This is a genomic window from Sporosarcina sp. P12(2017) (assembly GCF_002743035.1).
Lineage (GTDB): Bacteria > Bacillota > Bacilli > Bacillales_A > Planococcaceae > Sporosarcina > Sporosarcina ureae.
Map to the genome: position 1 here is coordinate 107,888 of NZ_PDYL01000003.1, position 26,363 is coordinate 134,250.

The following is a 26,363-nucleotide window of genomic DNA, read 5'->3' on the forward strand; positions in this document are numbered from 1 at the left end:
TACAACAAATCAGACATGATACAAAGCCGTGTGTAGTCACGTTTTACTTTTAAAAGGTATTTAAGTAAAATAACTTTTTGAATCCTTTTCTCAAAAATGAAATTATGCTATACTATTCTGGGCCCGATTCTTGCAAATTGGGGTTCAAGGGACGTACTATCCCTTTGTACACACCGATCTCGGCTGTTGTCTATTGCAAAGATCAAACAGAAGGCGGTAATTTACATGGAAAAGAAAGACTATCGAGTATTATTGTTTTATAAGTATGTAACGATTGAGGAGCCTGAAGAGTTTGCGGCTTCACACTTGGAGTTCTGTAAAGAAACTGGATTAAAAGGGCGTATTCTTGTAGGGGCTGAAGGCATCAATGGTACTTGTTCCGGAACGATCGAACAAACCGATGCGTATATGGAGCATATGAAAGCTGATCCACGTTTTGCTGATGTATGGTTTAAAATTGATGAAACAGATGGCCATGCATTCAAAAAAATGCACGTTCGCTTCCGTCCAGAGATTGTCAATCTTAGCTTACCTGAAGATGTCAATCCGTTGGAAATCACAGGTGAATATTTAGAACCTGAAGAGTTCTTACAGCAAATGCAAGACGAGAACACAATTGTATTAGATGCTCGTAATGATTACGAGTATGACCTAGGTCATTTCCGTGGTGCAATCCGCCCGGATATTGAGAATTTCCGTGATCTTCCTGAATGGGTAATGGAAAACAAAGAACAACTTGAAGGTAAGAAGATTCTTGCGTACTGTACGGGTGGCATTCGTTGTGAGAAGTTCACTGGTTGGTTGAAACGTGAAGGATTCGAAGATGTAGCGCATTTACACGGCGGTATCGTTTCTTACGGTAAAGACCCTAAAGCAAAAGGACAGTTGTGGGATGGTCAATGCTACGTATTCGATGAGCGTATTGCAGTTCCAATCAACCAAGTTGAGCACGTCATCGTAGGCCGCGATCATTTTGACGGCACACCTTGTGAACGCTATGTAAACTGTGCAAATCCCGAGTGTAACGCGAAGATCCTATGCTCAGAAGAGAACGAACACTTCTATATGCGCAGTTGTTCAGACGATTGCCGTACACATCCTCGTAACCGTTATTTTGTTGAACACGATATGACAGTGGATGAATACGACGCACGAATGGCAAAAATTGAAGCATCACGTGCGAGCGAAATTAATTCTTAATACACGTTCAGCCAGCATCCTTATCTAGGAAGCTGGCTGTTTACTTTATTATGTAACAAATTTGATACTATTTTCATATTCCGCTTTAATATTCAACCAAACTTTCCTGCTATATACTCTTTCGTCTCAGAAAATAACGGGTAGCTAAATAGGGTAGCTGTCTGTCCATACTCTTTTACTTCTCCATTTAGGAAGAAAGCTGTGAAATCAGATATGCGCGCAGCCTGTTGCATGTTATGCGTGACGATGATGATCGTATAGTGCTCTTTTAACGTTTGAATCAGTTCCTCGACTTTGGCAGTAGAGATGGGATCGAGGGCTGAAGTGGGTTCATCCATCAATAATATCTCCGGCTTAGTCGCCAATGTCCGTGCAATGGTTAAACGTTGCTGTTGCCCACCTGAAAGCCCTGTAGCAGATTGTGCCAATTGGTCTTTTACTTCGTCCCATAGAGCGGCAGCGCGTAGATTCTCTTCTACGATTTGATCCAGTACTTTTTTATTTCTTTCTCCATGAATACGTGGTCCATACGCAATGTTTTCATAAATCGAAAACGGAAATACGGATGCATGTTGAAAGACCATTCCTACTTTCTTTCGCAATTCCACTGGATCAATAGATGAATCCGTTATATTTTCTTTACCGATCCAAATTGCTCCTTCCGTCTTCACTCCGGGTATTAGATCATTCATTCGGTTCATTGTCCGTAAAAAAGTTGATTTCCCACACCCTGACGGTCCTATAAGTGCAGTGATTCTCTTCTCTTCAAACTTCAGATTGATATTTTTTAGTGCGTGACGAGTACCATAATAGAACTGCAGATTTTCTGTTTGAATGACTGATTGTTCTATAGTTTCCACTACATTCATTTCAATCTCTCCTATCCAATACGTCCATTTATATAATGTGCTGTTTGGTCATGACGTGGATTAGTAAAAATCTGTTCTGTCGGTCCATGTTCTATCACACGCCCCATATAAAAATATGCTACTTTATCCGAAATACGTGCGGCTTGTTGCATATTATGTGTGACGATCACAATTGTATAATCTTCTTTTAATTGTGATATCAATTCTTCGATTTTTGCAGTAGAGACTGGATCAAGTGCAGATGCAGGTTCATCGAGTAATAAAACGCTCGGTTGCATCGCTAGTGCTCTCGCGATACAAAGACGTTGTTGCTGTCCACCTGAAAGACTCAATGCAGATGTATGTAATTGATCTTTTACTTCTTCCCACAGTGCCGCTTTTTTTAGGCTATCTTCTACAATTCTTTGTAATTCCTTCTTATCTTTCACTCCGTCTCGCATGGGTCCAGCTGCAACATTTTTAAAGATAGATTTGGCAAATGGTACAGGTCTTTGAAATACCATTCCAATCTGTTTGCGTATTTCATGTAAATTCACATAGGGTGAATGCAGGTCTACCCCTTGATAAAAGACTCCTCCTTCCGTACGACATTGGTCGATGTCATCATTCATTCGATTAATAGAACGCAGGAAAGTGGATTTTCCACATCCCGAAGGACCTATTAGTGCCGTAACAGATTGTTTGGGAAACGTTAGACTGACTTGATCAACAGCACAATGCCCGCCATAATACACCGACAAATTAGTAGTTTGCAACACGGAATTGCGTTGAAAGTCAGGACTGTCTACTAGTTTAGTTCTATCCGTTTTCATTGTGACAGGTTGTAAAGCAACTGATTGCATAAAGATTCTCCTTTTAATTGGCGCTCATTTTTTTAAACATCAAATTGCCGATAATGCGTGATGCGAAATTAAAGAATAAAATCGAAATAATCAATAATGCTGCTGCTCCGTCAGAGATTGCCGTTGCGTCTGGCATGATACCTTCTCCATTAATTTTCCAAATATGAACCGCCATAGTTTCTGCCGGTCTAAAGGGATTTAAAGGAGATGTCGGTGACAATGGATTCCAATTAGTGAAATCTATAATGGGTGTACTCATTCCTGCTGTGTAAATCAAGGCTGCCGCCTCTCCGAACACTCTGCCTGATGCCAGTATGACACCCGTTACAATTCCAGGCAATGCCGCTGGAAGTATGACTGTTATAATGGTTTCCCATTTTGAAAATCCAAGCGCCCATCCTGCTTCGCGCTGTGATTTTGGCACATTACTAATAGATTGTTCTACGACTCGCACAAGTAACGGCAAATTGAATACCGAAAGCGCGAAGGCACCTGACAAGATCGAAAAACCCCACCCCATATACAACACGAAAAACAGGAATCCGAATAATCCTACTACTATGGAAGGGAGCGAAGAAAGCACTTCAATGAGTACACGAATACAACGAATGACCCAGTGATCTTTTGCATACTCTGCTAAATAAATCCCCGCACCAATAGCAATTGGCACTGAAATAATTAGTGTCAAAACTAGTAAATAAAAGGAATTGAATAGTTGCGGTCCTACTCCTCCGCCTTCTTTGAAAATCTGCGGTGGTGAGGTGATGAATTGCCAGCTAATCTGAGGTATCCCTTTGACAAAGACAAATCCAAGTAATCCTGCCAAGATCGTAATAATGACGCCTACAATGACGTACAATCCAGCCGTAGCGAGTTGATCTTTACTTTTAGCAGACATTAGCTACTTTTCCCCTTTCCAATCATTCGTACTGTGATCGTGAAGAATAGCGACATCAGTAAAAGTACAAGTGCAAGTGACCAAAGCGCATTATTTTCAACTTGCCCCATTACGGTATACCCCATGCCCATTGTTAAAATACTAGTAAGTGTAGAGGCTGGTTCAAATAACGAATGCGGAATGACCGAAGCATTTCCAATGACCATCTGTACAGCTAGAGCTTCGCCAAAAGCTCGTGCCATTCCGAAAATAACAGCCATCATTAAGCCGGGTTTCGCAGTTTTTAATACAACTTCACAAATCATTTGCCATCTTGTTGAACCTAGCGCCAGCGATGCTTCACGTAATGAACGTGGCACCGCCTGAATAGCATCCAGTGCTAAACTCGTGACTGTCGGTAAAATCATGACAGATAACACAATGGTTCCCGCTGCAATACCAAATCCGCTACCAGGAAATAGATCGCGTAAAAATGGTACGACGACAGTTAACCCGATAAATCCGTAGACAACGGAAGGAATGCCTACTAATAGCTCGATCACCGGCTGCATGATTCTCTTTCCTGTTTTCGGTGCAATTTCGCTCATGAAAATCGCAGCGCCAATTGCTAGTGGTGCGGATAGTAGCGCGGATACTCCTGTGACAGCTAATGAACCCACTAGAAAAGGTAATGCACCAATAATTGGATTACCCAGGGAATTTACTTCCGCTGGGTTCCAAGTCGTACCTGTAAAGAAGTCTTTGACACTACCATCATTCATTATGAACGTGGATAAACCTTTTGAAAAGACTAGAAATAATATGGCTGCGGTGATGGCTGCGGTCAGGGCTACTGAGAGAAAAGTAAGCCATTTACCAAATCGCTCCATACGCATTTTATTGCTTTTTCTGTACAATGGATGTTCCGTCTCTTTGATCATCTTCGCCATCATGTACTCTCCTTTCGAGATTGGAGAAACTTGCAAGTTTTAATCACTTTTTTGTGACAGTTCCTTGTGCATCTCGTTCCACCTGCATACCTGTTACCGGTAAGTAGTCCATTTCCGGGAGTAGAGTTTCCTGTACATCTTCCGACAACATATAATCAATCAATTCTTTCGCTAGACCTTTCGCTTCGCCGTTTGTATACATATGTTGATACGCCCAGATTTCCCAATCATTGGACTCGACACTTTTACGGTCGGGTGTTACACCGTTGACTTTTAAAGCGGTAGTCGTTTGATCAAAGTATGAGAATGCCAAGTAGCTAATTGCTCCTGGTGTTTCACCGACAATTTTTCGGACCGTACCTGATGAATCCTGCTCTTGCGCATCCATTGGTTCTTTTCCTTGCAATGCAAATGCTTCAAATGTTGCACGCGTTCCGGAGCCTTTTGCACGGTTGATGACAATGATTTCTTGATCCACTCCGCCCAGTTCTTTCCAGTTTTTGATTTCTCCTGTAAAAATGCCGATCAATTCTTCAGTCGTAACATCTTCTACACCTGTCTCTGGATGACTTACTGGTCCCATTCCAACAACCGCCACTTTATGATCGACTAAGTTACTCGCGTCCACGCCTTCTTTTTCTTCTGCGAATACATCCGAGTTCCCAATATCTACTGCACCTTCGCTAATTTTACTTAACCCAGTACCGCTACCTCCGCCTTGAATATTAATGACTGCCCCTGGATTTTGTATCGTATATTGCTGTGCAGCCGCCTCTACTAATGGTTGCAACGCACTCGAGCCTACTGCCATGATAGGTTCAGCTGCTTGCTCTGTTTCTTGTTTCGCTTCTCCCTTATCACTATCATTCGCTTTCGTACTACTACAAGCTGCGACCACCCACGTACAAAGTAAAACAAATGCCAATACGGTAATTCGATTACGCTTCTTCATCACTGTGCCCCCTAGGATTTTTCGTTTTAATATGAATTTCCTACTGCTTCTTTACTATAGACAATGCATATTAAAGAGTGATGGATGTAACGTAAAGGTTGTGTAAAGGTTCTGTATAGATAGATCACTCCCTATATCGTTGTAAAGAAATGAGATGCTCACGCAGGTATAGTAAAAAGCTGAAGACACAATCCTCTATGGATTCGTCTTCAGCTTTCGTATGTATCTAAAGTATTCAGTTTGTCACTTCTTCAAATTTATAACCAAATCCTCTAACAGTCTTAATATACACTGGACTTTTTGTATCCGGTTCAATTTTTTCCCTCAGGTGACTGATATGAACATCTACGATACGAGAATCTCCAGTGTAGTCATAATTCCATATCGCATTCAGCAACTGCTCGCGGTGTAGTACCTTACCAGAATGACGCATTAAGTACAAAAGCAGTTCAAATTCTTTTGGAGTTAATTCTAAAGGGCTTCCATCCAAAAAAGCTTCAATTCGATCTGGATGAACTAGTAAACTTCCATGACTAAGTTCCGTTTCCAGTTCTTTTACGTGTACAGAATCCTGTAACTCTATTCTGCGAAAGATGGCTTTCACACGTGCAAGTACCTCTCGTGGACTGAACGGCTTTGTTAGGTAGTCATCTGCTCCCAGTTCGAGTCCAAGGACTTTGTCGAATTCATCGCCTTTCGCTGTCAACATTAAAATAGGTGTATGGATCTTCTCCTGGCGAAGTTTTTTGCATACATCCATGCCATCCATTCCGGGCAGCATAATATCGAGCAATAGTAAATCCGGTTCTTCAGAAAGGGTCATCGCAATTGCTGTATTCCCATCTCGGGCTATGTAAACGGTGTATCCTGCCTGCTCTAAGTTGTATTGCAAAAGAGTAGCTATTGACTGTTCATCTTCCACAACCAAAACCTTTTTCATCTGGTTAGCTCCTTTACGGCTAGATCATTAATTTTTCTGAAAGTCTACGTCTCTACTCTACTTTGACATCAAGAAAATGTCCACTCAAATCATTATTTGTTGAACATATATTAATTGATTCATTCGAATGAATACAGTTGAACTCTTCAATTCAGTGCAATTAATTGACATCAGTACCGCATGCTAGTAACCTTGTAATTAAGCTTACCTTTAGTAAGTTCATAAATTGAAATATAGATAAAAATAGGAGGAATTTATATGACACGAGAGATGCAAAGAGAAATTCATTTAGCAAACCGTCCGAAAGGCTTGCCTACTTTGGAAACGTTCAATTTTGTAGAAAAGCCTATGCCTAAGCTGAAAGACCATGAGGTTCTTGTTCGTACGCTCTATGTATCCGTTGATCCGTACATGCGAGGAAGAATGATAGATGCGAAGTCTTATATTCCTCCATTTAAACTGGATGAAGTGATTACCGGTGGAGTCGTTGGCGAGATTACACAATCTACTTCCGATTCATTTAAACCCGGAGATTTTGTTGTAGGGAACTTGAATTGGGCAGAATATACGGCAGCTTCCGAGAAAGAAGTACGTAAAATCGATCCAACTATCGCCCCGATTACTACACACTTAGGTATCCTTGGCATGACAGGCCTAACCGCATACTCCGGGTTACTCGATATCGGTAAACCTCAAGAAGGTGAAACAGTCGTTGTTTCTGGTGCTGCTGGGGCAGTTGGTTCAGTAGTGGGCCAAATCGCTAAAATGAAAGGTGCCAAAGTGATCGGAATTGCAGGTTCTCAAGAGAAGATCGAGTACTTAAAAAATGAACTGGGCTTTGATGAGGCAGTCAATTATAAACTGGATAGCTTTAAAGAAGACTTAGCTAAAGCTGCAACTAACGGTGTAGATGTCTATTTTGACAATGTCGGCGGTGAAGTGACGGATGCAGTCTTTACTTTACTTAATAAGCATGCGCGAATTGCACTATGCGGCGCTATTTCCTCTTACAATAAAGAAGGACAAGACTACGGTCCTCGCCTTCAATCTACAATGATTAAAACAAGCGCGTTGATGAAAGGCTTTACCGTAGGAGATTATGCGGCAGACTTCGCTACTGCATCAACTGATTTAGGTAAATGGCTTTCTGTAGGCAAATTGAAGTATGAAGAAACAATTGTCGAAGGCTTCGAAAATATTCCAGATGCATTTCTTGGTTTATTCGATGGAACAAATTTAGGTAAACAACTAGTCAAAGTTGCTGATTATGAAACTACAAAGCGATAATCGGTTCGTAATGAAAAAGGCTATCTCGAGATCTCTCTTGAGATAGCCTTTTATAGCACTACATAAAAACACCTTGTACGGTGAACAACTCTCCATACAAGGTGCATACTATTCTATTAACCAAATATGCTCGTACTGTGTAACGGCTGCACTTTCGCTTTCGGATCTAGGAACGCTTTCGCGTGGCTGATTGCAACCGGCGCTTCGCCCATACCTACCGCAATTAATTTCACTTTGCCGTCGTATGTTGTTACATCACCAGCTGCATAAATGCCTTCAATATTCGTTTCCATGCGAGAGTTAACTATAATAGAGTTACGATCCATATCTAAGCCCCAGTCTTTCAATGGGCCGAGTGAGGAAATATTGCCGTAATTGACTACTACATGATCGAATGTGAGTTCTTTCACGCTGCCGTCTTTTTCCTTTAGAACAACTTTATCCAATGTATCTCCATCGCCATGTAACTCACTTACAGCATGTGAAGTTAACACATTGACACTAGATTCGCGCAGTTGATTAACACTTGTTTCATGCGCAGTGAAACGTTCTCTACGGTGAACCAGTGTGACCTGACTTGCGATATCTTCAAGCATCAATGCCCAGTCTAGTGCAGAGTCTCCCCCACCACAAACACAGATATTCTGATCTTTAAACATAGACAAGTCTTTAATACCATAGTGTAATGTTTTGCCTTCAAAAGTAGGTTCTTCTTTCAATCCAATTTTACGTGGTTGAAAAGCCCCAATTCCTGCAGTCAATAAAATGGTACGTGTCAAATGCTGACCTTTATCCGTTGTTAAAACAAAGTGATCGTCCTTCTTTTCGATGGACATTGCTGCTTCCCCTAAACAAACTTCAGGTTTTGCATAGTACGCTTGTGTCACTAAGTTTGCCACTAAATCTTTCGCCAAAATTTTAGGGAATCCGCCTACATCATAAATGTATTTATCAGGATATAACTCGATCAATTGGCCACCAAGCTGTGGCAAACTATCGATAATTTTAACTGACATCTCACGCATGCCTGCGTAGAACGAAGAAAATAATCCAGTTGGACCTCCGCCGATAATCGTAATATCCACTATTTCATGATTCATTTAAAACACTCCTATAATTAATTCTTTGATGAGATGCTTTGGGGTGTACTACTTATGTTTCTCTAGTCTATTATCCCCTATTATAAAGAGAATAACATCTATTTTGTATTTAGATTTCAGGAAAATGTTCCATGCAGTATTGCTCTGCTGACGTTTGTTCTTCTTCGTCCCATTCAACGTCAAAAGGACTTTCCGTTGCCAATTCATAAAATTGGTACGTTAGCATCTTTCGCTGGCCATCCTTCGCAGAATATAGCATACGTAAGCCAGTACCCTCTTCATTGAACAGTTCATCTTCTTCATCGAACTTAACTGTCAATAGGAATTCAAAGCGCTGACCATCGATAATACCTGTCGGATCTACCAGTTCTTGTGCTTTATGATTTATTATTTGCATTCAATTTCTCCTTCTTCCCGCTCACTTAGAGTTTACTCTCTCTATCCTACATCATTTCATAAGATTGTGGCAATTTATGAACGTCATTACCGCTAAATTGTTTGCTTTTTTTTACTCGTTGCTAGAAAATGAAGGGATAGGCACATTACATACGAACTAGGAGGAGTACGATGCTTACTTTTGAAGATTATGAGTATACTCGCCCGGACATCGAAAAACTAAAAATAGAGTTTCAGAATGCACTGGACCAGTTTAAGCAGGCAAACTCATTCGAAGAGCAGGCTAAAATTATTGAGCATATAAACATGTTGACGAGTGATTACAGTACAGCGGAAAACATCATGTATATCCGTTCTTCCATTGATACGAATGATACCTTCTATCAAGATGAACGAGATTATTTTGATGAGATCGGACCTCAATTCCAAGCTTTGCAAAGCAATTATTACCAAGCTGTCATCACTACGCCTTTCCGAGCACAATTGGAAGACAGATGGGGATCTCAGCTATTTAAGCTTGCGGAGAATGCCGTCCAATCGTATTCAGATGAAGTCTTGCCACTTTTACAGCAAGAAAATAAACTTATTTCGGAGTACGCACATCTCGTCGCTTCAGCACAAATCGAGTTCCAAGGCGAAATGCTGACTTTGGCACAACTTGGACCATTTAAAGAGTCACTCAATCGTTCCGTTAGAAAAGATGCTATGAATGCCACTGCCGATTTTTTCGCCTCACATGAAGATGATTTCGATAGGATTTTTGATCGTCTCGTGGCAGTACGTCATGAAATCGCTACTACACTCGGGTTTAAAAGCTTTATAGAACTGGGATACATACGTATGGACCGGATCGGCTATGATGCACTTATGATGGGAAATTTCCGTAATCAGATTCGGACGCATGTGGTCCCTTTAGCAGAGAAGATTCGAGGTATGCAAAGTCGAAGAATAGGCATCTCGCAAATGAAGTTTTATGATGAACCATTGCATTACGCAGAAGGAAACCCTCAACCAAAAGGTTCCCCTGAATGGATTTTGGAAAATGGACAAAAAATGTATCAGGAGTTATCGCGTGAAACCGGACGCTTTTTTGATTATATGAAACGTAAAAACTTATTGGATTTGGTAGCGAAAAAAGGCAAGGAAGCTGGCGGCTATTGTACATTTATAGATAATTATGATTCACCTTTTATTTTCTCGAATTTCAATGGAACCTCAAGTGATATTGATGTTTTGACGCATGAAGCAGGCCATGCGTTCCAAGTATATTCTAGTCGTTCAATTGGAATCCCCGAATATATTTGGCCAACGACCGAAGCAGCAGAAATCCATTCTATGAGTATGGAGTTCTTCACTTGGTTCTGGATGGATCATTTTTTTGGTAGCGATGCAGAACGTTATCGCTATGCACACTTACTTGAAAGTGTGTTGTTTTTACCTTATGGAGTGGCAGTGGACGAGTTTCAGCAACGCATCTATGACCAGCCTGAAATGTCTCCAAGTGAACGTAAAGCAGTATGGAAAGAACTTGAGAACATCTATTTACCTAATCGGGATTATGATGGACATCCCTATTTGGAACAAGGCGGTTTTTGGCAGAGACAAGGTCATATCTATGAAGTGCCGTTTTATTATATTGATTATGCCTTGGCGCAAATCTGTGCTCTCCAATTTTGGCAACGCTCATTAAATGACTTTGACGATGCATGGACAGATTATTTGGCCCTGTGTCAATTGGGCGGAAGTAAATCATTCCTGGAGCTCGTCGCAACGGTCCACTTGAGATCGCCATTCGAAGATGGGACTGTAGAGTCGATCATGGATTTCATCAGTGAATGGCTGGTTGATCACAAGATCTTTTGATTATATAGAATACAAAAAGGATGTTGCAGAATGTCATGTTGACGACTTTCTGCACATCCTTTTTATGATTCAACCAGAGATATATAGAGTATTGGTCTTTGGTCTTTTTCCATATAGCTGAACGATTCTCTCATCGTTTCATGCGTACTGTTTCGCACGTTTAATGTCTCAAAGGGTCATTTACGGATTCAAAGCTCGTTTTTTACTTTTCTTTACTTCCTTTTTGATTTTAAAAAAGCAAAAAGCCTTAATGGCCCTTTGCTTAATATCTCTCTACTATAAAGAGCAATCACATTAACCCTTTAGCATTGCCAGCCGAATCGACATCCATATTGAGTGCTGCCGGCTTTTTTGGTAAACCAGGCATAGTCATGATGTCACCTGTTAAACAAACTAAGAAACCTGCCCCAAGTTTTGGTAAAATATTGCGGATTGTGATCGAAAAGTCTGTTGGACGTCCTAACCTTTTTGGATCATCGGAAAACGAGTACTGAGTCTTTGCCATACAGACCGGCAAGAGATCCCAGCCATTCTTTTTAATTTCAGCTAAATCTTTCTTAGCCTGATCGGTAAATAAAACGCCTGTGCCACCATATACTTTTTGAACAATCGCTGTGAGTTTTTCTTCTACTGATTGCTCTATTTCATAAATTGGAGCGAAATTATTTGGCTCTTCTAGCACTTGTAAGACTTCTTTCGCCAATGCTTCTCCACCTGCTCCACCGTCTTGCCATACATCAGTTAAAGCGACTTTTACATTATAATCCTGACACCACTTCTGGACTTTCTGCAATTCACTATCAGAGTCCCCCACAAAACGATTGAGCGCGACGACAGGTTGCACTCCGAACGATAGAATCGTTTCAATATGCTTTTCCAAATTAACTAAACCTTTTTCTACAGCTTGAGTATTCTCGACTTTTAACTCCTGCTTTGCTACTCCACCATGCATTTTGAGCGCGCGAATTGTTGTCACAAGAACGACTGCATCCGGCTGGAATTTACCGATGCGCGCTTTAATGTCCATAAACTTTTCTGCGCCTAAATCTGATCCAAATCCCGCTTCTGTCACGACATAGTCAGCCAGATTACGCGCTGTATTCGTTGCGATCAACGAGTTACAACCATGGGCAATATTTGCAAACGGTCCACCGTGAATGAAAGCTGGTGTGCCTTCAATCGTTTGGACAAGGTTTGGTTTGAATGCATCTTTAAGCAGAAGCGTCAACGCACCCTCTACGCCTAAATCACGCACGGTTACAGCTTCTTTTTCATACGTATAGCCAATCACAATATCGGACAAGCGTTCTTTCAAGTCTTGCAAACTAGTCGCCAGACAGAATACGGCCATGATTTCGGATGCTACTGTAATATCAAAACCATCTTCGCGTGGCACGCCTTGTGATGGACCACCCAAACCAATCGTCACATGACGAAGCGCACGGTCATTCATATCCATGACGCGTTTCCATGTAATACGGCGTGGATCGATGTTCAACACATTACCTTGATGCAAATGGTTATCGATCATAGCGCTCAACGCATTATTCACCGTTGTAATGGCATGAAGGTCTCCAGTGAAGTGCAGATTGATGTCTTCCATAGGCAGTACTTGGGAGAAGCCGCCGCCCGTTGCTCCACCTTTGACACCCATTACCGGTCCTAATGAAGGTTCACGTAATGCAACCATTGTTTTCTTACCTAAACGAGACAGTGCATCACCGAGACCAACAGTCACTGTCGATTTCCCTTCTCCTGCCGGTGTTGGACTGGTAGCAGTTACGAGTACGACTTTCGCTTGTGAAGTTTGTTTTGGAATGAGATCTACATTGATTTTCGCTTTGTATTTACCATATAGCTCTAACGCATCCAATGGAATTCCTGCTTTGTCTGCGATGTTTTCAATTGGTTGCATAGTTGCTTTTGAAGCGATTTCCAAATCTGTCAGTGTCTTTATTTCTTTCGTCACTACTTCCACTGCCTTTCTATACCGGTTATATTGTTATTTCGAAATGGCTAAAACGATTTTACCGAATTGTACACTGTCATCTAGCTTAGTAAATGCCTCAGTTGCTTTTTCAAGAGGAATCACTGAATCAATAACGGGATGGATTTGATGTTCTTCAACTAACGCTAACATATCCCGTAGTTCTTCACGACTTCCCATCGTAGTACCTAGCAACGAATACTGACCATAAAAGAATTCACGTAAGTTCAGTTCGACGGTATCTTCTGTCGTTGCACCAAACACTACGATCCGTCCACCTTTTTTGAGAATTTCAAGAGAACGATTGAATGTTGCTCTTCCCACACTCTCAATTACAAGATCTACACGTTCATCTTTTAGTTCTGTTGGCCAATGGCTATTCGTATCAATCGCTATATCCGCACCGATTTTCAATGCGTGATTTCTTTTTTCTTCACTTCTTGAGGACACGATGACACGCGCTCCCATTTTCTTCGCAAATTGAATCATATAGGTCGCGACTCCACTTCCAGCTCCAGGAATAAAGACGGTTTGGCCTTCTTCTATACGGCCCCTAGTCACTAGTGCTCGATAACCTGTAAGCCCGGATAGAGCGATAACTGCGGATTCATTCCATGTAAGATGTGATGGCTTTTTCTCTAGCTGATCTGAGGATATGCAAATCTTCTCTGCAAACGTGCCATGATCCGGCATACCAAGAATATCAAATTCAGCTGGTGGCGCATCGCTTTCTTCAAACCATCGAAGTGATGGATTGATAATTACTTCGTCTCCAACATTCCAACCGGTTACACCTTCTCCAATTGATTCGATCGTGCCGGCGCCGTCTGAGCCTAATGCCAAAGGTTCTTTAGCGTCCCCACGTCGTTTGGGTATAGCGGTGTCACGCCGATTGAGTCCTGCTGTTTTCAATGCGACAATAACTTCACCGTTTCCAGCTGAGGGATCGGCGATATCTGTATAGTGCAACTCACCATTTTCATGAACGAATGCTTTCAATCAACTCATCCTCCTTGGGTTTATCTACGATTCCATCATAACGCATTTCATTCTACTTTCCTACATTTCATTCTATTTGATTATTTGTTATTTTGAAAACTGTGGAGTAGCTGACATGGCGTTGGGTAGGGATTTCCGTTCTGAGCGGGCGCTTTCCTGCACAGTATGTGGTTGTTACTATTTGTTAAGCATTAAAGTTAGGATAGTAAATAGTTAAGTTTAAAGACTACAACAATACCCACTCAAATACAGTAAGTGATCTACATCTACTTACGTAGGATTGAATCGGAAGCTGGGGCGGCTCAGGATGAATCAAGCCCGCCAGGTGAGGCAATCAGAAGGAGATTTCGACTTGGTTAGCTCACCGCACGGCCGATAGGACACGCGTCCCGAGATGGAGCTTCAATCCTTTCGTACTCTCTACTAACCCATTCGGCTAATCCTATTTAACTTTCACATTCTACTAATAAAAAACGATGCCCCTCGAAGTGTAATAACTTTAAGGGGCATCGTTTTATAGGGTGCGTCTTTTATATTTAGCGAGTTCGAGTAGTTCTAGTACATCTTTTTTAGGTAGACGGATGGCTAATTCCATCAGCTCTTTTTCAGCCGATCGACGTCCTTTTCCGCTGCGGTACTTCTCTTTATTCACTGCGTCGATTTCTGCATATAGCTCATCAATTTCTGTTGGCCATTTACCAGAGGATTCGACATTCATCGTTTCACGAAGACGATCATAGAGTGATTCTACTGTATTACCTGTCGCTTTGAAATACGGAGTAAATGTTACCTCACCCATAATCAACTCATCGGTAGAAACAGAAAAACGCTCTGAAATTTTAGCGATCCAAGCAGCGGACGGTGCGTTCTTACCACGCTCCCAATCTTTAATTCGGCTAGCTGATGTGCCGATTGCCGCGCCAAATGCCATCATCGATAGTCCTCGACGTTCTCTCAGTGCCTTTAAACGCAATCCAAAATCATCCTTACTCCATTCGTTCAACGAAATACCCCCTGTATGACCTGTATTGTATTAATATTATTATCAAAACAGTCTTTTTGTCAATTTATTTATTTATGAAATTTCTATTATGGTAAAAATTACGATGAAGTCAATGATACCGCTTAGTATCCACTTTTTTGACGTGCATAGTTCTCTTCATTTTTATCAATATATGCTTGAATAATCTGTTCTTCCGTAAATCCAAGTGTATTCGCCAGTGCTCCGTAATTCATCCAAATATTTTTATAATCTTCAAATGTTAATGAGTCCAAAAATGCATAAATAGATTGACCTGTTTGAATAAACTGTTGTGTCAGATTTTGATCTTTAGCATCACTCGCTGGCCAGTCTTCCAATCCGTCAAAGCCTTTTTCGATTCCTAGAGATAATAAGAAATGTATAGAATCTACATACTCTTCTAAAATGACCTCATCTGCTGAAGGTCCTTTTGTGCTCCAGAATTTAAAACAACGTGTTTCGTTCGCCAACTCGGAAAGTTCGACAACTAATGCCAAACCTCTTTCGGCAAATGTCTCATTCGTTTGATGATTTTTTTGTATATATGTATCGAGTGCTCTTTGCATTTCAAATAGTTGATGTAATTTCATTTGTATTCCCTCCACCATTTTGCTATTAAATGAAACCTTTTACCAGACTCAGCCGTATAGTACTGTACTATATCGTTTGCAGGAGCTGATTTCATGGTTGTATTGATCCGCATCTTCATTATAGCACTTGTTATATATTTATTTTATGCCGGGATTCGCTATTTGACAGATGCTAAGCGAAAGCTGGATGAAGCGTATGAAAAGGAACAGTATTATTTTTATGATGACGTTAAGAATATCCGTAAAAACTTTTTTATTACGTATAAAGGTGCGATGTTTGAAGGTGAGAAATATCTAGGCACCACGACTGATTCCTTTGATGTTGTCTCTATTTTCATTTGGGTGAAAAATGAAGCGAATCTGCAAGGTATGACGAAAGAGGATTTTCATTTCCTTGAATCCGAAGTACGAACGAATTATCCTCATGCCGAGATCAATTGGAAGAATCCAATTGAACAATTAATGAAATCTTGATTAGACGGAAATAGCTCAGAAAAGCTATTTCCGTTTTTTATATTAAAATGTAACGGTAGTTGGAAATTTCACACCATATATTGCAAGTAGCAACACGATATCAATCATCATTAGAAGTAGAAATCCAATACGGAAATTGGTCTTTCTTGTTTTGTGATGAAAGAATTGCATGCCAACGTACGCCCCCACTCCGCCGCCAAGCAAAGCCAGTAACCATAGATTTCGTTCGGGCACACGTTGCTTTTTCCTTTTAGCTTGTCTTTTATCATATCCCATTGCCCCAAAGGCCCAAAGTGACAGGATGACCATATAAATTAATAGAGTTTGTGCCATTTCAGCCATTCCTCCATACGAAAAAATCCACCTTCATTTCCATATAAGAATGAAAACGAAAGTGGATTTTGGTTCATCTTATTTTGCTACAGATTTTTTTGCTGTTTCTGCAAGTTGTGCAAATGCTGGTGCATCTGTCACTGCAAGTTCTGCAAGCATCTTACGGTTAACATCGATGCCAGCTACTTTCAAGCCGTGCATTAATGTGCTGTATGAAATACCATTCACACGAGCAGCCGCGTTGATACGTGTAATCCATAGTCTACGGAAATCACGTTTTTTGTTACGACGGTCACGGTAAGCATAGTTATAAGATTTCATCACCTGTTGGTTTGCTACCTTATAAAGTCTATGTTTTGAACCAAAATAACCTTTTGCTAATTTCAATACTTTTTTATGACGCTTGCGCGTTACTGTTCCACCTTTTACGCGTGGCATAGTGCATTACCTCCTGCTTATCCTTTAAGTGTGTGTTCGGTCTTACTTCATGTTTGTTAGCATTTCACGAATACGCTTGTAATCGCCTGAAGAAACTAGTGAAGACTTACGTAAGTGACGCTTAGCCTTCGTAGATTTGTTAGCAAATAGGTGACTTGTGTAAGCACGGCCACGTTTTAATTTACCAGTTCCAGTTCTTTTGAAACGTTTCGCGGAACCGCGGTGAGTTTTCATTTTTGGCATGTTCTGTTCCTCCTAAATTGTTCGTGTTACTTTTTCTCGGCAAGTGGGGCAAGTATTAAGAACATGCTCCGACCTTCCATTTTTGGTTTAACTTCAACAGTTGCTACTTCTTTGCAAGATTCTGCAAAGCGATCAAGTACTCGTTGGCCAATTTCTTTGTGCGTAATCGCACGGCCGCGGAAACGAATCGAAGCTTTGACCTTATCCCCATTTTCAAGGAACTTGATTCCGTTACGAAGTTTCGTTTGGAAATCATGCTCATCAATTGTAGGGCTAAGTCGAACTTCTTTTACGTTGATGACCTTTTGATTCTTACGTACTTCACGCTCTTTCTTTTGCTGTTCGAACTTGAACTTTCCATGGTCCATAACACGAGCTACTGGGGGCTTCGCTTGTGGAGCAACAAGAACTAAGTCCAGGTTTGCTTGAGCAGCAATATCTAAAGCTTCATTACGTGTTTTGATACCGAGTTGTTCGCCGTTATGATCAATTAATCGCAGCTCACGTGCTCGGATACCATCATTTACGTACATGTCTTTGCTAATAGTAATCCACCTCCGAATATTGTCTCGTGAATACACATTTTGGTATATCGGAAATCCCGACTTCAAAGTCCCATAGGTCTATCCATTTTACAAAATAAAAAAAGTAGACAAATATGATTTGTCTACCCGCGTAAGTATACTATGCCAGTATGCATAGATATAAACTTATTGTGCTAACCTGGCAACAACTTCATTGCGTCGATCAGGTGAGAAGCGGGTAGCCTCTTCTTATACCACAAACTGTATTCAGTTAACCTTATTAATAATAACATCATTAGTATCAAATGTCAATAACTCTGCAGATCACATTGTCGGACACACAGGTTTTTTTGAATTAATTCAACTTTTCAAGTATAGCGTACTATAGATAGGATTGCAACTACTATTTTCAACAATTTCGAAAAGTAGAATGAAAAACGGCTTTACACCCACTTTGGCGCTTGCGGATGGCTATTGCAATGAACCAGACAGGAAGAACTCCCTGGCTGACTCATCGCTACACTACCGCTTGTAAGACGCCTTCGTTTAGTAAGTCGGAAGTGTCCACCTGAAAAACAGATCCACGGTACCTACCTCTTTGGATCAGTCCTTCTTCACGTCTTCTTTGATCAATTCAAGGAACGCGTCAAATGACATACTCTCAGATTTTTGTTCACCGTATTTACGAACATTGACTTCGCCAGCTTCCACTTCACGATCTCCTAGTACAAGCATATACGGAACCTTTTGTACTTGTGCTTCACGGATCTTGTAACCGATCTTCTCGTCACGGCTGTCCACATCTACTCGGAACCCTGCCAATGTCAGTTTTTCTTTAACGTCTTGAGCATAGTCAAGGTGAACGTCAGGTGATACCGGGATGAGCTCTACTTGAATTGGCGCTAACCACGTAGGGAAAGCTCCTTTGTATTCTTCAATTAAGAAGGCAACAAAGCGTTCCATTGTAGAGACGACACCTCTGTGAATTACGACTGGACGATGTTGTTTGCCGTCTTCGCCGATATACGTAAGGTCGAAGCGCTCAGGTAAAAGGAAGTCCAATTGTGCTGTGGAAAGTGTTTCTTCCATACCAATTGCAGTTTTTACTTGTACATCGAGCTTCGGACCGTAGAATGCTGCTTCGCCTTCTTCTTCAGTATACGGAAGCTCCATCTCATCCATTGCTTCTTTCAACATAGCTTGTGCACGTTCCCACATTTCATCGTCATCAAAATATTTTGTTGTATCTTCAGGATCGCGATACGATAGACGGAATGAATAATCTTTGATATTGAAGTCTTTATACACTTCAATGATTAACATGACTACGCGTTTAAACTCTTCTTTAATCTGGTCAGGACGCACGAAGATATGCGCATCGTTCAATGTCATTCCGCGAACACGCTGAAGACCTGAAAGTGCTCCGGACATTTCATAACGGTGCATTGTGCCGAGTTCTGCCAAACGAAGTGGCAAGTTACGATACGAATGAATACCATTTTTATAAATCATCATGTGATGAGGACAGTTCATTGGACGTAAAACGAGATCTTCGTTATCCATGCTCATAATCGGGAACATGCTATCTTGGTAGTGATCCAAGTGACCTGAAGTTTTGTAGAGATCCAAACTTCCAAGTACGGGAGTATACACGTGCTGATAGCCTAGTCTTTCTTCTTTATCTACAATATAACGTTCTACTACGCGGCGAATTGTAGCACCTTTTGGCAACCAAAGTGGAAGACCTTGTCCGACTTTTTGTGAATTCGTGAAGAGATTCAATTCTTTACCGATTTTACGGTGATCACGCTCTTTTGCTTCTTCGAGCATACGCAAGTGGTCTTTCAGCTCGTCTTTTTTGAAGAAAGCTGTTCCGTAGATCCGCTGAAGCATTTTGTTATCAGAGCTCCCTCTCCAATAAGCTCCTGCAATACTTAATAATTTAAATTCTTTTAGTTTACCTGTAGACGGGACGTGAATGCCACGGCATAGATCAAAGAATTCGCCTTGTTCATAAATGGATACTTGTTGATCTTCAGGAATTGCTTCAAGAAGTTCCAACTTGTATTCATCATCAATTTCTTTGAAACGCTTTTCTGCTTCCGCACGAGATACATCGTGACGAATGATCGGCAAGTTTTCACCGATGATGCGTTTCATTTCTTTTTCTAATTCAGGTAAGTCTTCAGCTGTGATCGGTGTAGGTGAATCGATATCATAATAGAAACCATTTTCGATAGTAGGACCTATACCTAGTTTCGCATCCGGGAATTTGCGTTTAACGGCTTGTGCCAAAAGGTGGGCCGTACTATGGCGCAGAATTTCCAATGCTTCATCTGATGTTGGAGTAATAATACTAATATCTCCATCTGTATGGATTGGTGATTTCAAATCAATTAGCTGATCTCCAATTTTCCCTGCCAATGCGCTTTTACGCAATCCAGGACTGATGGAGCCTGCAATTTCTTCTGTTGTGACGCCGTCCTCAAATTCTTTTACTGCACCATCTGGAAATGTTAAGTGAATATTTTCTGGCATGTGTATGACTCCCTTTCTTTTTTTGAACGCAAAAAAGCCCCATCCCTAAAGGGACGAGGCTTGAGCTCGTGGTTCCACCCTTCTTCCTTCTATTCGCAAATATGCGAAAAGACCGAAGCTTTCGATCGGCTAACGGGCCGCTACCGTCATCAGCTACTTACTTTCACTGATGCTGCTTGGAGGTGGTAAATTTATCTTCTGCCTACAAGGGTTTCAGCCATGCCCTTGTTCTCTGGAAAGGTGAATAACAAATTATTGTCCTCTTCGATGCATTTTAACATTTTATGAATGTTGAACTGTGTAATAGTATAGAAAAGTCTGAGCGTAATTGCAAGTGTAATTTATTAATTCTTTCATCAAAGCCATTTTATAAAGAAAGATTAATCCCGCCAGTTCTCCCCACCAAGTTTAAATGGTTGGCTGACCATGCGGATTCTCTCCATAATTCGTGCCGCTTTAATAGGCTCTTTTTCCCCACGCTGACTCGTTGTAAGGTGATGTTCTAATTCATTATAATTAAAATTGGAGGTAAAGAATACAGGTAGCTTTTCCGCCATACGGTACTGCAAAATCGTGCCAAGCACTTCATCCCGAGTCCAAGTCGACATCGTTTCTGCTCCTATATCATCTAGCATCAAGACAGGAGCCCGCTTCACAAACTCCACTTTTTCGTCCAATGTTTGGTTTTGAATCGATTGCTTCATCTCACGTAGAAATTCCGGCACATACACTACTACAGTTTGGATACGTCTAGTTGCCAATTCATTCGCTAGCGCACCTAAAATGAATGATTTTCCAATGCCGAAGTTACCAAATAAATAGAAGCCTCTTTCCGGAACCTTACCAGTAGACTCGATTTGATTTATGAAATCTTTAGCTGCTCGCATCACGATCACGCGACTATCCTCTGACAAGAAGTTCACGTCAGATAGACGCGCTTCCATTACTTCTTTAGGCATGTACATGCTGTTGACCATTTTCGAAATGTTTCTACGTTCATCTTCCAACTGCTTAGTAGGACAGACTATATAATCCACATCAATAAGGCGCTGTGCTATGACTAATTTCGGCTCAAAGCCTTTCATGACGTTAATACACCCATCGAGATTCGGACAGCGCTCACAAGCGTGGGAAGCCGTTGTGAATTCATATAATTTACCTAGACTGCGGTTGACCACATCTGTATTGACTTCATCGGAATGCTCGCTAATAAATTGTTGAACAGCCGGATCTTCCATAACTTCTGTTCGAAGCTCGTCATATTTCTGGGCTAATGAAGGAGCATTCACTACGCGTTTCATCGCATCCCCAATTCGTTCCATATTATTTCACCTCTGATTCTTGAATCCCCAATTCTTTCAATAACTTCTGGCGTTCTTCCTCTACATTGAAATTATTAGGTTTACCGGATTTCTCATTCTTTTTATCGCGCTTAGAAAACCATTCTGGAACTTTTTCTTCCCTTGTTGGCTTTCGATTTCTAGGCGTCGACTGCTTCCCTTCTTTGAGCCATTTCATGTATTGATCATGTTCTTCTCTTGATAACTTCAAAGCCGTTTTAGCATCATTCACTTGTTTATTCGCCCAATGTGAAGCAATGCGTTCCACAAAACTGCTCGTGATCTTGCCATCATTACGTAGCATTACATATTGAAGCAAGACATTGACGACACCTACAGGGAACTTATGCAAATTGATTAATCGTTCAGCAAGCTGAATGTCTACAAGGAATGGTTCTTTCTTGCTCACTTTACGCAACATTTCTTTTGGCGGAGTATGTTCTAGATAAAACAATAGTTCTTCGTCACGACTCATATTTTCTTTTGGCACTTCTTCGACGACCGGTTGTGTAAACACCGACTGTAATTTAGGCGGTTGCTTGGACGTATTCATCTTATAAAATTCCGCAGCTGCCTTGCGAACTTTTTCTTCCGTCAACTGATGATTTTCATCCATTGCAATCATCACGACTTTTTGCATATCGAGCGGACTGAGTGAATACAAGAAAGCCAGCATCGCAATCATTTCCTGAGAAATAGTGCGCAAAGAAGCTTTAGGGATCATTTGTTCTGAAAGACCGTTATAAAATAAATCGAAATTGAAATTTGCTACATAAAACGGTATGCCGGGAGGTTCACTCTTTCCTTGGAAATGCATTCCTGCAGTCAATTCCATCGCTTGATCGCCTCTCGCTGGTTTATAAACATCTAAAAATGTTCGGGATATATCTTGATACTCATCTTTCGCAATAGGCTCCTCTAAAAATCGGCCGCGTAACTGACGATACGGCTGCTCTCCAATTTTACTGAATAAAAAGGTAGATAGGAGCGGATCATTGAAAAAAGATGGTGCATCGAGTGGTGGTAATAGTTCGTAAAGAAAAGATCGTTTATCTATTTCTTGCTTTTTCTTATACGTACGCAACAATCCAATAGCTTCCAATGAAATCCTCGCTTCAAAAATGGCTTGAAGTGGAAACGAAGACATATTCATTAAATAGTAGTGGGTATGTTCTTGCGGTTCTCTGCTTTCCGCATCCGTCCAAAGGGTCATAAACAAACTGACCGCTTCAGGACCGATAAGTGGCTGATAAAATAACGTCAGCATTTGTCGGTCATACGCAGAGAAAGGATGTGCTAATTTCACTTCGAAGGAATCGACAGGCTGCAACTCTGTATAAAGCATTTTAACAATCGCCTCCCCTTCTAGATCAACATCTTACTCTTGTTCATCTTTCCTGTTTTGCAATTGTTGCAACTCGTCAATAAAGATCGTGATGTCTTTGTAATGGCGGTAAACAGACGCAAATCGTACATACGCCACCTCGTCCACGTCCACTAATCGTTCCATCACCATTTCTCCTACTTGTTCTGAATCTATTTCGACATTTCCTGAGCTTCTTAGTTCTTTTTCGATAGAACTGACGATTTCTTTTAATTGCTCGATCGGAACCGCGCGTTTTTCACAAGCGCGAATTAATCCCCTCAGCAACTTTTCACTGCTGAACTCTTCCCGGGTCTTATCTTTCTTTACGACAACTAACGGAGAGTGCTCCACTTTTTCAAATGTCGTGAAACGATAACTACATTTTTCGCATTCACGTCTTCGTCGAATGGAACGGTTTTCTTCCGCAGGTCGTGAATCAATTACGCGTGTTCCGTGGTAGTGACAAGCTGGACATAACATAGTTAGTTCCTCCGCATATTCATTAGTACTTTTCATTATAACAGAAACTGTCCATACAACAACAAACGGACACAGAAAAGCACTCCATCCCGTGAGATGAAGTGCCGATTCATTCATTTATGAAGTGACTTTATCAGTTAGTGCAGTAGCGACTTTTTTCGCCAATTGCACAACACGTGCTGAATAACCCCACTCATTATCATACCATGCAAGCACTTTGATTTTACGATCGCCCATGACCATAGTAGAAAGTCCATCTAGTGTTGCGGATTCTGTAGTCGTATTGAAGTCAATCGATACAAGAGGTTCTGTAGTATAGCGAAGAATCCCTTTCATCGAGCCTTCTGCTGCTTTACGGAACGCGTTGTTCACTTCTTCAACCGTCACATCTTTTTCTACGTCCACTACCAAGTCCACAAGGGAAACATTTGGTGTTGGGATACGCAGTGCCAAGCCGTGAATTTTCCCTTCAAGCTCAGGAAGTACAAGAGACAAAGCTTTTGCAGCACCTGTTGAAGTTGGGATGATGGATTCTCCGCAAGAACGCGCGCGGCGTAAATCTTTATGTGGGTTGTCCAAGTTCTTCTGATCATTCGTATATGCATGTACAGTTGTCATTAAGCCGTTTACAATACCGAATTCATCATTCAATACTTTTGCAACTGGTGCTAAACAGTTTGTTGTACAACTCGCATTAGAAATTACACTATGTTTGTTGACATCTAATTCCTCATCATTCACTCCGATTACAACGGTTACGTCTTCATTTTTACCTGGAGCAGTTAAAATTACTTTCTTTGCGCCCGATTCCAAATGAAGTGCTGCTTTATCACGTGAGTTGAATACACCTGTTGATTCTATAACGATATCTACGCCAAGCTCTTGCCAAGGCAATTTCGATGGGTCACGTTCTGAAATTAGTTGTACACGTTTGCCGTCGACGATGATCGCATTTTCATCCGCAATGATTTCACCATCGAAAACTCCGTGTGTCGAGTCATATTTCAAGAGATGTGCAATCGTTTCAGCTGGATATGTCGCATTGACAGCAACTAGATTAACATCGTCTTCCTTGATAATCTGGCGGAATACCATCCGTCCAATACGGCCGAGTCCGTTAATTGCAATTTTTGTAGTCATTAAAGGGATCCTCCTGCATGTATGTTATACTTTATATCTTTAATCGTTCATTAGTATAACACATTTTATCATTATGCCAACACTATAACACATTAAATTTATAAATTAATTCCCCACACTCATGATCTCGGTACAGCTTGCCAGTTTTCAAGGATTGCATTCAACTGCTTTTCGGTATCTTCCACTGTATCGTTATTATGAATAACCGCGTCAGCGCCTTGTTCTTTGATGCTCATATCCAACTGGGATGTGATTCTGGCATCTGCTTCTGCTTCCGTCAATTCATTGCGAGCCATCAGTCTCTGTTTTTGAATTTGCTTCGTGACAGAAACGACGACAATCTTCTCCACATAGTCCTGAAGTTTACTTTCAAACAGTAAGGGGATGTCCATAATGACGGTTTGATAGCCTTGAGTTAAATAGTCTTCTTTCTGACTGACCATTCGCCCTCTGATGGCAGGATGCATCAATTCATTTAACTGTTGTCGTTTCACTTCATCACCAAAAATAATTGCGCCAAGTTGTTCGCGATTCAGTGTACCATCTTCCCGTAACACCTCTTCACCGAATGTCTGTTGGATTTTTTTTAGCAATGGGCTTCCTGACTCAACCACTTCCCTCGCAATTACATCCGCATCAACAATAGGGTAACCTTTTTCACGCAACATATTCGCTACCGTACTTTTCCCGCTAGCAATACTTCCTGTCAATCCGATAATCACGCTCATCACTCCTTATTTTTGGCAAGCTGGACAATAGACAGACGTTCTGCCCGCAATCTGCTTACTTTTAGTCGGCGTGTCGCACGCTAAGCATGTTTTTTTCCCGTACATATGCAGTCGATCTTGCATCGTTCCCGCGTTGCCGTTAACTGAACGATAATCGGATATTGTACTGCCTCCTGCATCGATACTTTCTTGCAAAACGCGTACTACCTCTTCAAACAATAGAATTTTGCGTTTTTTGCTGATTCGTTCCGCTGTTCGACTCGGATGGATCTTCATATGAAACAGCGCTTCTGTAGCGTAAATATTGCCGCATCCCGAAATAACTTTCCCATCCATGATCACTTCTTTGATAGGTTTTCTTTTATACTTCGGAGTTTCTGCCATCGATAAAAAATGGTCCAGCGCTTCATCAGAAAAAGGTTCGGGTGCCATCTCTAACAAAGGAGGAAAATCTTCTTCCGTCTGTAGTAGCCGCATTTCACCGAATCTTCGTATATCCGAGTAGACCAGTAATCCGCCATCTTCCATTTCCAAAAAGACATGTGCATGTTTCCGGAACTTTTCTTCTGTAATTTCATCAGGAGAATTCACGACAAACCAAGCGCCCGTCATACCAAGGTGGCTGACGAGCAAATGTGGTTGGCTTTCTTTCACTAAATGAAAATAAATATATTTACTGCGACGCACAATTTTCTCGATTTGCATATTTTCCATGCCGTCAAGAAAGTCGTCCACAGATTTTCCTTTAATAATCGTTTCTTTTCCAGCTGTTTTAGAGATGACGACGGTATCCGATACAGAAAGTTGCTTCACCGTCCGCCCTTCCACGAGCGGTGCAAGGTCTCGCACCACTCCTTCTACTTCCGGTAGTTCTGGCATGTATACT

Annotated in this window: 27 protein-coding genes and 1 other annotated feature; of the genes, 4 read left to right on the plus strand and 23 right to left on the minus strand. The window is 41.2% G+C overall.

Going from position 1 to position 26,363, the window contains the following annotated elements; genetic code table 11:
* Positions 1–225: 225 nt before the first annotated feature.
* Entirely contained in the window at positions 226–1,200 is a 975-nt protein-coding gene (trhO, locus tag CSV80_RS03260) for an oxygen-dependent tRNA uridine(34) hydroxylase TrhO (RefSeq protein WP_099669573.1), read from the plus strand.
* Positions 1,201–1,292: 92 nt separating this feature from the next.
* Here the strand turns inward: trhO and pstB (CSV80_RS03265) are convergent, their stop codons facing one another.
* The 6 genes from pstB (CSV80_RS03265) to CSV80_RS03290 all read right to left on the minus strand — a co-directional run bounded on the left by pstB (CSV80_RS03265) (position 1,293) and on the right by CSV80_RS03290 (position 6,630).
* Positions 1,293–2,069: a phosphate ABC transporter ATP-binding protein PstB gene (pstB, locus tag CSV80_RS03265; RefSeq protein ID WP_099669574.1), complete on the minus strand. Its 777-nt coding sequence runs from the start codon at positions 2,067–2,069 to the stop codon at positions 1,293–1,295.
* 11 nt (positions 2,070–2,080) lie between these two features.
* Positions 2,081–2,881: a phosphate ABC transporter ATP-binding protein PstB gene (pstB, locus tag CSV80_RS03270; RefSeq protein ID WP_099669669.1), complete on the minus strand. Its 801-nt coding sequence runs from the start codon at positions 2,879–2,881 to the stop codon at positions 2,081–2,083.
* Positions 2,882–2,924: 43 nt separating this feature from the next.
* Positions 2,925–3,809 (minus strand): phosphate ABC transporter permease PstA, encoded by an 885-nt coding sequence (gene pstA, locus CSV80_RS03275; RefSeq protein WP_099669575.1) that lies wholly within the window; start codon positions 3,807–3,809, stop codon positions 2,925–2,927.
* Complete coding sequence (gene pstC, locus CSV80_RS03280) at positions 3,809–4,741, minus strand: phosphate ABC transporter permease subunit PstC (RefSeq protein ID WP_099669576.1); 933 nt, start codon at positions 4,739–4,741, stop codon at positions 3,809–3,811. The genes pstA and pstC overlap by 1 nt, the downstream gene beginning before the upstream one ends.
* Before the next feature lie 40 nt (positions 4,742–4,781).
* On the minus strand, positions 4,782–5,690 hold the full coding sequence (locus tag CSV80_RS03285) for a phosphate ABC transporter substrate-binding protein PstS family protein (protein WP_029052921.1): 909 nt from the start codon (positions 5,688–5,690) through the stop codon (positions 4,782–4,784).
* A gap of 235 nt (positions 5,691–5,925) precedes the next feature.
* On the minus strand, positions 5,926–6,630 hold the full coding sequence (locus CSV80_RS03290) for a response regulator transcription factor (RefSeq protein WP_099669577.1): 705 nt from the start codon (positions 6,628–6,630) through the stop codon (positions 5,926–5,928).
* A 258-nt stretch (positions 6,631–6,888) separates the two neighbouring features.
* Here CSV80_RS03290 and CSV80_RS03295 point away from each other — a divergent pair, with 258 nt between their 5' ends.
* Positions 6,889–7,917: an NADP-dependent oxidoreductase gene (locus tag CSV80_RS03295; RefSeq protein ID WP_199083918.1), complete on the plus strand. Its 1,029-nt coding sequence runs from the start codon at positions 6,889–6,891 to the stop codon at positions 7,915–7,917.
* Positions 7,918–8,033: 116 nt separating this feature from the next.
* Here the strand turns inward: CSV80_RS03295 and CSV80_RS03300 are convergent, their stop codons facing one another.
* Positions 8,034–9,017 carry an NAD(P)/FAD-dependent oxidoreductase gene (locus CSV80_RS03300; protein WP_099669578.1) on the minus strand — a complete coding sequence of 328 codons (984 nt, stop codon included), beginning with the start codon at positions 9,015–9,017 and terminating at the stop codon, positions 8,034–8,036.
* A 109-nt stretch (positions 9,018–9,126) separates the two neighbouring features.
* Positions 9,127–9,414 carry a DUF6509 family protein gene (locus CSV80_RS03305; protein WP_029052917.1) on the minus strand — a complete coding sequence of 96 codons (288 nt, stop codon included), beginning with the start codon at positions 9,412–9,414 and terminating at the stop codon, positions 9,127–9,129.
* A gap of 170 nt (positions 9,415–9,584) precedes the next feature.
* Between CSV80_RS03305 and CSV80_RS03310 the strand changes: the two genes are divergently transcribed.
* Positions 9,585–11,276 carry a M3 family oligoendopeptidase gene (locus CSV80_RS03310; protein WP_099669579.1) on the plus strand — a complete coding sequence of 564 codons (1,692 nt, stop codon included), beginning with the start codon at positions 9,585–9,587 and terminating at the stop codon, positions 11,274–11,276.
* Positions 11,277–11,565: 289 nt separating this feature from the next.
* Here the strand turns inward: CSV80_RS03310 and CSV80_RS03315 are convergent, their stop codons facing one another.
* The 4 genes from CSV80_RS03315 to CSV80_RS03330 all read right to left on the minus strand — a co-directional run bounded on the left by CSV80_RS03315 (position 11,566) and on the right by CSV80_RS03330 (position 15,873).
* Complete coding sequence (locus CSV80_RS03315; RefSeq protein WP_099669580.1) at positions 11,566–13,245, minus strand: formate--tetrahydrofolate ligase; 1,680 nt, start codon at positions 13,243–13,245, stop codon at positions 11,566–11,568.
* A 33-nt stretch (positions 13,246–13,278) separates the two neighbouring features.
* Positions 13,279–14,262, minus strand: coding sequence for a zinc-binding dehydrogenase (locus CSV80_RS03320; RefSeq protein ID WP_099669581.1), 984 nt, complete (start codon positions 14,260–14,262; stop codon positions 13,279–13,281).
* Between the two features lie 514 nt (positions 14,263–14,776).
* Positions 14,777–15,265: a helix-turn-helix domain-containing protein gene (locus CSV80_RS03325; protein ID WP_051210452.1), complete on the minus strand. Its 489-nt coding sequence runs from the start codon at positions 15,263–15,265 to the stop codon at positions 14,777–14,779.
* A gap of 122 nt (positions 15,266–15,387) precedes the next feature.
* Positions 15,388–15,873: a dUTP diphosphatase gene (locus tag CSV80_RS03330; RefSeq protein WP_099669582.1), complete on the minus strand. Its 486-nt coding sequence runs from the start codon at positions 15,871–15,873 to the stop codon at positions 15,388–15,390.
* A gap of 93 nt (positions 15,874–15,966) precedes the next feature.
* Between CSV80_RS03330 and CSV80_RS03335 the strand changes: the two genes are divergently transcribed.
* Positions 15,967–16,347 (plus strand): sigma-w pathway protein ysdB, encoded by a 381-nt coding sequence (locus CSV80_RS03335; protein ID WP_099669583.1) that lies wholly within the window; start codon positions 15,967–15,969, stop codon positions 16,345–16,347.
* Between the two features lie 42 nt (positions 16,348–16,389).
* Here CSV80_RS03335 and CSV80_RS03340 read toward each other — a convergent pair whose 3' ends face one another.
* The 11 genes from CSV80_RS03340 to mutM all read right to left on the minus strand — a co-directional run bounded on the left by CSV80_RS03340 (position 16,390) and on the right by mutM (position 26,356).
* Positions 16,390–16,680, minus strand: coding sequence for a DUF1294 domain-containing protein (locus CSV80_RS03340; protein WP_099669584.1), 291 nt, complete (start codon positions 16,678–16,680; stop codon positions 16,390–16,392).
* Between the two features lie 78 nt (positions 16,681–16,758).
* The gene (gene rplT, locus CSV80_RS03345) at positions 16,759–17,118 is read right to left on the minus strand and encodes a 50S ribosomal protein L20 (protein WP_029052910.1); all 360 of its coding nucleotides are present in this window, start codon (positions 17,116–17,118) and stop codon (positions 16,759–16,761) included.
* 42 nt (positions 17,119–17,160) lie between these two features.
* Positions 17,161–17,361 (minus strand): 50S ribosomal protein L35, encoded by a 201-nt coding sequence (gene rpmI, locus CSV80_RS03350; protein WP_029052909.1) that lies wholly within the window; start codon positions 17,359–17,361, stop codon positions 17,161–17,163.
* A gap of 26 nt (positions 17,362–17,387) precedes the next feature.
* A complete protein-coding gene (gene infC, locus CSV80_RS03355) occupies positions 17,388–17,894 on the minus strand; it encodes a translation initiation factor IF-3 (protein ID WP_143560452.1) in 507 nt (168 codons plus the stop codon).
* Positions 17,895–18,488: 594 nt separating this feature from the next.
* On the minus strand, positions 18,489–20,423 hold the full coding sequence (gene thrS, locus CSV80_RS03360; protein ID WP_099669586.1) for a threonine--tRNA ligase: 1,935 nt from the start codon (positions 20,421–20,423) through the stop codon (positions 18,489–18,491).
* 46 nt (positions 20,424–20,469) lie between these two features.
* Positions 20,470–20,700 (minus strand) — a binding site (T-box leader).
* Positions 20,701–20,803: 103 nt separating this feature from the next.
* Positions 20,804–21,745 carry a primosomal protein DnaI gene (gene dnaI, locus CSV80_RS03365; RefSeq protein ID WP_029052906.1) on the minus strand — a complete coding sequence of 314 codons (942 nt, stop codon included), beginning with the start codon at positions 21,743–21,745 and terminating at the stop codon, positions 20,804–20,806.
* 1 nt (position 21,746) lies between these two features.
* Positions 21,747–23,108 (minus strand): replication initiation and membrane attachment family protein, encoded by a 1,362-nt coding sequence (locus tag CSV80_RS03370; protein WP_099669587.1) that lies wholly within the window; start codon positions 23,106–23,108, stop codon positions 21,747–21,749.
* Positions 23,109–23,141: 33 nt separating this feature from the next.
* The gene (nrdR, locus tag CSV80_RS03375; RefSeq protein ID WP_099669588.1) at positions 23,142–23,609 is read right to left on the minus strand and encodes a transcriptional regulator NrdR; all 468 of its coding nucleotides are present in this window, start codon (positions 23,607–23,609) and stop codon (positions 23,142–23,144) included.
* Positions 23,610–23,726: 117 nt separating this feature from the next.
* Positions 23,727–24,749, minus strand: coding sequence for a glyceraldehyde-3-phosphate dehydrogenase (locus CSV80_RS03380; RefSeq protein WP_099669589.1), 1,023 nt, complete (start codon positions 24,747–24,749; stop codon positions 23,727–23,729).
* Between the two features lie 119 nt (positions 24,750–24,868).
* Positions 24,869–25,471, minus strand: coding sequence for a dephospho-CoA kinase (gene coaE / locus CSV80_RS03385; RefSeq protein ID WP_099669590.1), 603 nt, complete (start codon positions 25,469–25,471; stop codon positions 24,869–24,871).
* A 12-nt stretch (positions 25,472–25,483) separates the two neighbouring features.
* Positions 25,484–26,356 carry a bifunctional DNA-formamidopyrimidine glycosylase/DNA-(apurinic or apyrimidinic site) lyase gene (gene mutM / locus CSV80_RS03390; protein WP_099669591.1) on the minus strand — a complete coding sequence of 291 codons (873 nt, stop codon included), beginning with the start codon at positions 26,354–26,356 and terminating at the stop codon, positions 25,484–25,486.
* Positions 26,357–26,363: the final 7 nt, after the last annotated feature.